8 protein-coding genes are annotated in these 9,470 nt (G+C 63.4%); 3 read left to right on the top strand and 5 right to left on the bottom strand.

Annotated elements, in window-relative coordinates; translation table 11 throughout:
• Positions 1 to 360: 360 nt before the first annotated feature.
• A complete protein-coding gene (locus QMF80_RS37240; protein WP_283461766.1) occupies positions 361 to 987 on the top strand; it encodes a hypothetical protein in 627 nt (208 codons plus the stop codon).
• A gap of 122 nt (positions 988 to 1,109) precedes the next feature.
• Here the strand turns inward: QMF80_RS37240 and QMF80_RS37235 are convergent, their stop codons facing one another.
• The gene (locus tag QMF80_RS37235; protein ID WP_283461764.1) at positions 1,110 to 1,370 is read right to left on the bottom strand and encodes a hypothetical protein; all 261 of its coding nucleotides are present in this window, start codon (positions 1,368 to 1,370) and stop codon (positions 1,110 to 1,112) included.
• A gap of 139 nt (positions 1,371 to 1,509) precedes the next feature.
• Between QMF80_RS37235 and QMF80_RS37230 the strand changes: the two genes are divergently transcribed.
• Positions 1,510 to 2,112 carry an SMI1/KNR4 family protein gene (locus QMF80_RS37230; RefSeq protein ID WP_283461762.1) on the top strand — a complete coding sequence of 201 codons (603 nt, stop codon included), beginning with the start codon at positions 1,510 to 1,512 and terminating at the stop codon, positions 2,110 to 2,112.
• Positions 2,113 to 2,172: 60 nt separating this feature from the next.
• On the opposite strand, the gene QMF80_RS37225 is transcribed toward QMF80_RS37230, so the two are convergent.
• From QMF80_RS37225 to QMF80_RS37215, 3 genes are all read right to left on the bottom strand, one after another.
• The gene (locus QMF80_RS37225; protein ID WP_283461760.1) at positions 2,173 to 6,522 is read right to left on the bottom strand and encodes a golvesin C-terminal-like domain-containing protein; all 4,350 of its coding nucleotides are present in this window, start codon (positions 6,520 to 6,522) and stop codon (positions 2,173 to 2,175) included.
• Between the two features lie 335 nt (positions 6,523 to 6,857).
• Positions 6,858 to 7,487: a peptidase inhibitor family I36 protein gene (locus QMF80_RS37220; RefSeq protein ID WP_283461758.1), complete on the bottom strand. Its 630-nt coding sequence runs from the start codon at positions 7,485 to 7,487 to the stop codon at positions 6,858 to 6,860.
• A 26-nt stretch (positions 7,488 to 7,513) separates the two neighbouring features.
• The gene (locus QMF80_RS37215) at positions 7,514 to 7,939 is read right to left on the bottom strand and encodes a hypothetical protein (protein ID WP_283461757.1); all 426 of its coding nucleotides are present in this window, start codon (positions 7,937 to 7,939) and stop codon (positions 7,514 to 7,516) included.
• Positions 7,940 to 8,348: 409 nt separating this feature from the next.
• Here QMF80_RS37215 and QMF80_RS38505 point away from each other — a divergent pair, with 409 nt between their 5' ends.
• On the top strand, positions 8,349 to 8,543 hold the full coding sequence (locus QMF80_RS38505; RefSeq protein WP_502963000.1) for a MerR family transcriptional regulator: 195 nt from the start codon (positions 8,349 to 8,351) through the stop codon (positions 8,541 to 8,543).
• 78 nt (positions 8,544 to 8,621) lie between these two features.
• On the opposite strand, the gene QMF80_RS37210 is transcribed toward QMF80_RS38505, so the two are convergent.
• Entirely contained in the window at positions 8,622 to 9,128 is a 507-nt protein-coding gene (locus QMF80_RS37210; protein WP_349372279.1) for a GmrSD restriction endonuclease domain-containing protein, read from the bottom strand.
• Between the last annotated feature and the right edge of the window lie 342 nt (positions 9,129 to 9,470).

Here is a 9,470-nt window from a genome sequence, read left to right as displayed (position 1 = left end):
CCGCTCACGGAACGCTTGCCTCTCCGCGGTCAGACCCCCACCCTGCGGATACCTCATACAACCGGCATACCGCGACGATCACCAACCGTCAGCCCCTACGACAAGACGACTTCAAGGTCAGTAACTGTCCGCATGCCCCTGCGGTAACGGGGAACAGGGAGGCGAAGCAGCGTCCGACCAGATCAGGGTCGACCCGCAGACCCGTGCGCTGGTGAAGCCATGGGAGTCGGGAAGCACTCTCCGTTGAACGGAGAACGGTCGAGCGCCCGGCCACGCTGAAGAGGCCCTCGGATTCAGCTGATTTCCCACGGCCAATCCTCGGGTGCGAGATCGTCTTTCCCAGGGGCGGGGATCCCGTCCGTGGCGGTGTGGGAGGTGCTGGTGGACAGGGACGAGGTCTGGACGTCGGAGGAGTACGGCAAGTCGCACCAAGGCCGGGTGGGGACGCTCCTGGAAGACGGAAGCAGTCCCAAGGCGGTGTACTTCGACTCGAACTCCGGGGCATCTGGTTGGGAGGTCACGCACTGGTCCGTCTACGACGGCGGTAGCTACCCGCGGCGCCCCGAGGCACACGCACTTCAGGGGGAGTGCTCGTGCGGGTGGCGGGGCGAGATCCGGATCGTGGACCGGACCACGGTCGGCGATCTGCCCTTCCGCGAGTACGGCTGGGAGACAGCGGGGGAGTGCCAGGGCGACTGGGACCGACACATCACCGCCATCGCCGACACGACCGTTCCCCTGCCGGCCGCACTGGAGACCCTTCTACGGGATGTCGCCGAGGCGATCGAGCGACTCGGCGAGGACGCACCGACCGCCGCCCTGAAGGCTGCCCGCTCCCTGGAACTCATCGCCGCCCGGACCGCGTACGAGCCCGCCCACGAAGCCCGAGGGCAGGACCCGGAGACAGTGGCCGCCGCCTTGGGGTTGAGCGTCGACGACTCCCGTGCCCTCCTGGCCCGCTACGGAGGCTGGAGCCACTACGGCTGACCCGCGGTCCGCACCACGCGTCGGCCGAGGGCGAGCGCAGACCGCCCGCGCGGAGATATCTGCGTTCGCCTGTGCCGAGGCCCCGGGCGGACCCGACCAATCCGGCCTGGGGTGCAGGGAGGTTAGGGGGCGGGTTCGCAGACGACGGTGGTGGTGGGGCAGTCCTCGGCGAGGCCGAGGAAGGCTTGGCGTTCGTTCTCGTCGACGGCCATGTCCCAGCGGAGCTTCGTGCCGACCCAGGTGGCTGCGTACGTGCAGTGGTAGGAGCGGTCCGAGGGCAGCCACTCGGCCGGGCCCTTGTCGGACTTGCTGCGGTTGGCGGCGGCAGAGACGCAGGTGGGAGAACGAGGTCCTTCGTAGGAGGAAGCTGGGGGCGGGACCAAAAGAGCATGCCCGGTAGTCCGAAAACCGCCAGTCGTACTGGATTCAACGCAGTACGCCGCTTCCCTGTGACCACCCGATGCGAGCATCGTACCGATAGGATTCCATGCGGTAGGACTCTGTAGGGAGGGTGGGTTTTTGATGGATATGGCAACATTCGTGAGTCGTCTTAAAGGATGGCTTGAAGTGAATGCTCCGGGAGATTTGGAGCGTTTCAATCCGGCTGCCACGCCGAAAGGAATTGTGTCGATTTCGGAAAATCGATTCGCTCTACATCGTGAACTGCTGGATTTGCTGGCCCTTCACGATGGCGTTCGTGCTGACCGGGGACTAACTGGTCCAGGTGGTTTCATACCAGGAGGCTATTTTCTTCTGGATGCGAAAAGTATGAGGCTGGGTCAGCGTGATATGGAAAGGGCAGTCGCTTGGAGCTTGGAAGATAACCTCGTCGACTTTGTGGTGGGAAACGTTGCCCACGTGATGTGGATCCCGATCGCCGAAACCCATGTCGGATCCCAGTTGGTTGTCGACCACCGGGAAGGTCCAGGTTTCGGGTCTATCCTTGAAATCGATGCGGACGCTGAAATCTGGGGAGTGAAGCGATGGGGTAGCCTGGCCGAGATGTTCGAAACTACCTATCGGGCGCTTTCCGACGGAACCCCGGTCAGTGATGGGGCGGGGGGAAGCATCCACGCTCGTGTGATCGAATCACCGGCCGGGGTGCCTTACGTTGACTGGCAGTAGCGTTCGGCATGAGACTGGGGTCCGGCTCCGGCCGGACCCCAGTCTTGTTACGAGAATTTGTTAAGGTCGCGGTATGCAGACTTCGCTGAAGTTACAGCCTTCGTACCCTGGCAGTTCCATGTAGAAAGCGCCGCCGTTCAAAACTCGTGCTGTCGTGTAGAAGCCGGAGAGCCCAGGACCGCGGCCAGCGTCCATATTGTCCTGACCGGGCATGCTGGCTCTGCCGCAGACCTCCGTCCATGACGGGGCGTCCGCCCTTTCGTCCTCGTGAAGGCGCCATGATCCATCGGCCTCCTGCTGGGCGTAGAGCTGGACACAGCCGCCACCATCGGTCAGGGACTGCCCACCGCTTTCTTGGGTCGCGGCGAATGGAAATTCGTCACACTGTACTCGCCCCTTGGCGTCAGGCGTCGCTGACCCATGCGCGGTCCAAGGGTTCGTTCCCGTTTTGTTGCAGATCGTATCCCGGTTCTTTCTCTGCGCTGCAGTGTCCTTCAGGCGATGCATCGGAGTTCCGTACTTCTTACTTCCGGGGTGCGAGGGGATTCCTTCTCGCATTATCCAGTAATAGGCTGCCGCGGAAGGGAATCTGGCAGTGGTCGCTGACCATGTAGGGATGTGCCTGTTGAATACGCATCCGGTCGAGTTGGCCACTGCGAGGTTGTTGTCGCACTGGATTTCGTTGAAGAATGACCAGCTGGGAGCCTTCGTCTCCACAGCCCCTGCCACGACCGGAGAGGCTGCGCTGAACTTCAGTACTGTTCCGCGGTCCAGGTTCTCGGACGTACCGGAAGTCGGCTTGGTCCACGTATATGTGCGTGTCGCGGTGGCTGTGTGACTGTCCCCGGCTGGGGCCCAGGTCGGGAGACCGCTCCATGTGCCACTGAGAGAGCTACTGCAGTTCGTGGTGCAGAGCGCGTCCCAGTAGTCCAGTGTGACAGCGCCGAGTTCTGGGCTGATGGACATGGGGCTGATGAAAATACGCTGATCGAAACTCTTCGAATTACTGAGGAACGTTTCCTCGCGTACTAGGAAAACAGCTGTGCCAACAGTCTTCCCATCCTTCTCCCAACGGGTGAGGACGGCCAACTTGTGGCAGCCTTCACGCCGAGTAAGCATGTATCCAGTCACACTCGGGTCGTTGCACCAGGGAACGATGGGATCGTCTGGTGCCAACGCCCTGGCAGAAGGGGCTTGAGTTGAAGGCTGCTTATATTTACCGATGTTGTAGTCGCGGGTGGTGCATTGCCGCACGCCCTTTTGCCTGGTTTGGCGGCAGTCCTCAGGAGCCGTCAGAAACGGCGGCGGGGACGCTTGGGGTGCTTTGAGCGGCGACTGGAGCAGCCCTGCGGGATTAGGCTGCTTCTGCTTATCGTTGTCCACGAAGTTGACTTCGGGGGCGTTTGGATCGGCATCCGGAATAAGAATATCCGGGATCCTGCTCCAGGTGCCGGGTTCGAACGCGACGGCGTCGTAGGCGATGTCGTGGTCGCCGGTGCCGTCCGTGGTGATGGTGGTGAGTCGTACCTCGGGGACGGCTCCCTTGAAGCGGAACGCGCCGAGGCTCACCCACCGGTTTCCGGTGCCCGGCTGCGAGACGATCTTCTGTCGCCAGCCGTTCGTTGTTTTGATTTCGTAGTTAGCGGTCTTGGTGATGGCGCCGTGGTCGGGTAGGTGTACCCAGACTTTTGCGTCCTTGTCGAGGGCCTGGTTCAGCTTCCAGGTGCCAGTGACCTTCATACGGTCGCCTTCGGCGCCGCTCTGACGGGTGTGGGCGAACCAGAAGTGGCCGCCGTAGCCGGCGCCGAGCTGTTGGAAGTCGATCTTCGCGCTGGGGGTGGCGAAGTCAAGGTTGAAGGTGCCACTGTTGGTTTTCGGCTGGGAGCAGCCGGGACGGTGGATCGGCGTGCCGTCGGGCACGTCGTCAACGATCAGTGCGTTTGCAGGTAGGCCCGACGTGGTGCAGTTGGGCGGGTATGCGGTGCCGTCTGCTTCTTCTTTATAGGTGTCGTTGAATCGCAGGATTTCGTTGCCGCACTGTGCGAGGGCGCAGTCTTTCCACTTGACGGGTTGGTTCCACCAGCACTTGAGGTCTGCCCGGTTGCAGGCGCCGAGGCCGGGCTCGTTCTTGTCGTCGGGGCCGATTTTGCTGGGGTCGCAGTTGTTGGCTGTTGTGCAGAACAGGCTTTCAGCCGGCTTTGCCGTGGTGCGAAGTGCGGCGTTGGTCCACCAGGCGGGGCGGAAGCCGGACACCATGGTGCCAGGTGATTCCATGCCTTCCAGCGGGCGAGCGGCCCAGCCGATGACCTTCTCCGGGTACGGCCAGTCCTGGGGGTGCTTGGCGTGGGTGTAGTCGTTGGTGCCGGCTGGTCCTTCCAGGAAGGGCGTGCGGTTGGCCTTCCAGAGGGGGTTGGCCGGGTTGTTGGTGAAGCCCACGCCCCACAGGCCGCCGTTGTTCCCGGCTGCTGCCTTGGGGTAGTAGCCGGAGTTGTAGGCCCAGAGGGCGAAGAACCAGTTCTCGATGAACTTGGGGTCGCCGTTGTTGACGGTCAGCCCGTCCTGGTTGGTGATGTTCCACTTGTCGGCCAGGACACGTTGGCCGGCTGCGACGTTCGCGGTGTAGTCGAGTGCCGCGGCCTCCTGCTGCAGGGTGCTCAGTGTGGCGACCTCGCCGTCCTTCTCCTTGCCGTGCATGCGCATGCCGTCGGTGATCTGGGTGATGCCGTATCCGCAGTCGGCCTTGTCCCAGTTGATGCCCCAGGGGTCGGACTGCTGACCGTTGGATGCGTACTTGATGCCGTAGTAGTTACCGATCAACGGGTTGCCGGTGACTCCGGGCACTACTACGCGGGAGGCTTGCCACATGTTGGATTCCTGGGCAGTGATGCCAAGCAGGATCTGCGCGGGGATCCGGCCGCCGCTGTTGAGGGCGAGGCGGGGGAAGAGAGATTGCGGCTGGTACGCCGGCATTCCCAGGTTCTTCCAGTTCGCGGGCCGGGAGACGTTCTGGTCCAGGGTGCCGTTGATGACCTGGTCGACCGCCCATTCCACCTGGCGGGGTTTGGGCTGCATTGCCTGCTTGGCCGGGTCGTTTCGCGCCACCGAGCAGTAGCGTTCGTCCTCGGCGATCGAGCCTGCGGCCATTGGCGCGGCGAGCGCGGCGCCTGCGCGCGCTGAGCTTTGCTGTGCCGCACCCAGGACCGGAGAAGGGGCCGTTCCCGCGATGGCGGTTGCGGCGGGCGCCTTCGGGGTGACGGTGAAGGAGGTGTCCTTGCCCGTGGCCACGACCTTGAGGCTGATCTGCGCGGCCTTGGTCGAGAGGCCCCGCTGCTTGCGCGGGTCACCCTCGCCAGCCTCGGCCACCTTGGTGACCAGCGACTTTGCGCCCGTGGTGGCCTGGGACTCCTTGGGGACGTCCGGGCGGCGCTGGACGGTCTTGGGTAGCGGGTCCGCAGCCCTGGTGTCGCCGATGATGAAGACGTTTCCGCCAGCGCTGCCGGTCACATCCATCTTCGACAGGGCGCCGCGCGCCAGGACGGCCTGTTTCGTCTTGTCGGCATTGCCGCGGGTGATGTCCGCCGCGGTGATGCGCTTGACCTCACCGTCGTCCTTGGAGCCGGCGGGACGGTCCATGTAGACGAGGCCGCCTTCAGCGTCGGCCTTGAGAGCGAAGGGCACCTGGCCGGTGTGGGCGAGGGGGGTGCGGCGGCCCTGAGCATCGATTCGGGTGAGGCGGGCGGAGTCCGCGGCCACGATGTCTTTGCCGACCGGAATCGCGGAGGTGACCTGGCCGGCCAGCTCGGTGGTCCGGCTCACCTTCGCCGCGGCGGCATCGATGCTCAGCAGACGGGTCTGGTTCTTGGTGTCGCCGCCAGCCTGGGTCAGAACTGCGGTCTCGCCGGTTCCGCAGCCCGGGCTGAAGTAGGCCAGAGAGGCCTGACGATCGAGTTTCGTGACAGCGCCGGAGTCCAAGTCCACCACAGCGGTGAACGCGCCCCGAGCCATGAGTTCGGTCTTGTTGGTGAAGGTGCGCGGTGCGTAGGCGACCACTGCCCGCTTACCGGAGCCAGTGACGCACGCGTTCCCGATCCACATGTCGGTGTCGAATCCGGGCTCGGCGAGCGTCGCGGCCGTACGCCAGGCGTATCCGGCCCTCTCGTCGGCGACCAGAACGTGGAAGCCGTAGGCATCGCCGGTGGTGGTCCAGGCTCGGTCGCTCGAGGCCTTCCAGCCCTTCCCCAGGACCGTTTCGCGGTCGGCGGGCGCGATCTGGGACGGGTCGGATGCGGTGGTCGCGGCGTCGGATTGCGCCGGGTCCGCCCACGCTTCGCCCTGTACAAGCCCACATATGAGAGCGGTACTTATGATGGCCGCTAAGGATAAGCGGTGTCCCCTTACACTGTGTTTCAAGATGGATATCCTCAGAATGGATGATGGGGAGGCTCGCGACGTCGTCTCTCAGGGTGGATATCCCTACGAGCTGCGGCCACGTGTGGCTGCTTTCTGCTTAAGCATCGAGCCTCCATATTGACAGTTTTGCGCTGCACCAGCAGTGCCAGCCACATCGAATTTGAGACGCTACCTTTGAAGTGATGCGTCTGGAACCGTCGCCAGTTAAGGGTTCGGCTTTTGGGAGTGAGTCCGTCCCTGTGGGTGATGCTTGTAGCCGCCGGAATCGGGCGTTGCATCAGCGGAGTCGACACGCTTGGCGGCCTCCACCGGCACTGAAACCAGGAAGCCTGGCTTCAGCCACGCTTGACGTCGAAGGCGTCCATCCTGTCGTTCCAGTCACCGCCGTCGGGGTAGCCGAGGGCTCCCAGGCTTGGGTATTTCGACTCCAGGCCCTGGCCGACATCGCGGACGCGGTCGTAGAGGACACCTGACCGGTAGTCAACCATCGTTGCGTAGCCGTAGTTGAGCGGATAGTTGATCACGCCTCGATAGATCGAGCTCGCCGTATCACGGAAGCCCCAGTCGGAGAGGTTCTTACGCCCGGAATCGAAAAACTGAAGCTTATGCCCGCCGTAATTTATATCCTCAAACAAGCACCAGTAATCCGGTGAGCAGTTACCGGGCAGGCTCTCTATGCCCATGGGGGCAGATAGCTTGGAAGTCTTTCGCAATTCAGGGTCAGCCTGGGCTTCCGTATCGTTGCTGTAGCAGTGAACAGAGCCACCCGGGAACTCTGTGCACACTGTGGCCCCGCTCCAGGAGGCAGCGAGGTTGATCTTTTTCCCCTTGTATTCCGCCAGTACCGGATTGGCTGGAGGATCCTTCGGCAGGTTACTGGCAGCCGAAGCTGTGGGTGCCACAGCTATAAGCAGTGCAGTTGCCGTCAGCGTTGCGGTTATGCTACTTACCACGCGTATTTGCATCAAAAGCCATCCTTCTGTCAATCTGGTCACGGCGTCGTATCCCAGCGATGTCGCAGGGAGCCGTCTGGGCCGAATACATCCATGAGGTAGCCGCCGCTCAGCGAAACTCCCTCTTCTCTTGAGAAGAAAGAGACGATGGTTTCCGTAAGTCTGCGGAACCTTTCGTTATCTCGACCGGGGTTGTGTGTACGAATAATCAAGAGAGGGAAACCCTCCGGGGTATATTCTTTCTGGATGGAATACACATCGGCGTCTCCCCCGTCCTTGCGATAACGTTCTGCCAAAGCCACCGCAGCTTCGGAAGCAACCGTCGTGGTCGCGGTCGGGCGGACAGGAATAGTCGATTCCGGACTGGGGCGAGCCTCGCCGGCAGGGTGCTTCTCAGCCGTCTCTGTACAGGCGGACAGAACAACCATGAGGGCCAGCACCGCCAGCCCCGCAGTACGCTTCACGGCTCGCTCCGCGGCGTGGTGGCCAGCACATACGAGGTGACGTGCGCAGGCATCGCACCCACAAGACCCTCCGAATTTTGGGCACAACAGTCAACTCGGGATGTCGATCTTCGAAATCCGACGCAACGTTAGGCGCCTGGCCGAGCGCGGGCCACCAAATTTCCGAGGTTCAACGTCCACCGTGGCGCAAATACACTTGCAGCCCATCGCCGCTCTGCCGCCGTCACGACTCAACACGGCTGCCGCACACCGTCGTTGATCTCGCCGCGAGCATCCGGAGAGGTGTAATCCGCATCAGCTCTTGGCGTGATCCTTCCTCCCTGGCAGCCCCCGCGAAATTCATCCGGGCAGCTTCGAGGAACGAACCCGCCTACTTGGGCAGAGTGCGCCGCTGCCAGCGCTCCCTGAAATACCAGGAGCTGGCGCGGGATGGCTGCACAACGTCGTGACCACCTCACCCGCTGTTCGGCGAGTACATGGAATCGCGCCACAGCTGCTGGTTCGCGCCATCAGGGTGGGGCGTTCTTTCCGCGTGCCCGAAAACGCAGTCCATGAATACCTGAAGGAGGCGCATCGCGCCGCGAGCGAAGCCCCGGGTGCCTGACAAGCCTGTCAGACACCTTCAGCGCGTTCGTCGGGCGGGATTTGACCCCTGCATCCGCCTCGTTTGGGCTGTGGCTGATCAGAGCGCAGGCTCGTACACGATCCTGACGTTGGGGCAGGACGCCGCGTACCGCAGGAGGGCTTCTCGCTCGGCGGGGTCGATGGCGAGGCCCCAGCGGTGCTTGGTGGCGACCCATTCGCCGAGGTATCGGCAGTGGACCTGCGCCATGGGCATCCAGGTAGCTGGGTCCTGGTCGGACTTTTGCCGGTTGGAGCGGGCGGAGACGCCGACGAGGGTGACGTCGGAACCGAGGTCGTTGGCGTAGCGCCGGCGGCGTTCGGTGGTCCAGCCGTAGCCGCCGCTGTCATGTACTTCGGCGACCGGGATGAGGTGGTCGATGTCGACGCCGGACGGCCCCTGGATTAGGACGTCGTCGTAGTAGGAGTGCCAGACCCCGCCGGTCAGGGAGCAGCCGGAGCCGATGGTCGGGGCCTCGATGGCTTCGGCGATGAGGACGTCGTTGCGGGCGGTGCAGCCGTTCTTGTCGTCGTCCTTGCGGGTACAGCTCCCGCTTGTAGCCAGCACGGATCTCGTCCGCGACCGGCAGGGCGGTGATTCCGTCCATGAGGGTGACCTCGTCGGCCTGGGCGGGGGAGGCCGGCGCGAGGACGGCGAAGGCGAGGGCGGCGGCCATCAGGCCCCGACGCAAGTTCTTGATCATGAGCCTGGTGATAGCGGGTCACCGGCCGCGGGGCCGAGCGGGGCTGGGGGTGCCTCACTCGGCTGGGGGAGCAGGTTCACTGACCTTCCCCTCGTAGCGTGGAGCCTTGACTGCAGGGGAAGTTGAGAGTCATGGCGGAGAAGCGACGGAAGTTCGACGCGGAGTTTCGTGAGGGGGCTGTGCGGATCGTGGCCGAGACGGGTCGG

The sequence above is a fragment of the Streptomyces sp. G-G2 genome (genome assembly GCF_030063135.1).
GTDB lineage: Bacteria > Actinomycetota > Actinomycetes > Streptomycetales > Streptomycetaceae > Streptomyces.
The sequence above is the reverse complement of the archived record's forward strand: the minus strand, read 5'-3'. Positions and strand labels throughout refer to the sequence as shown.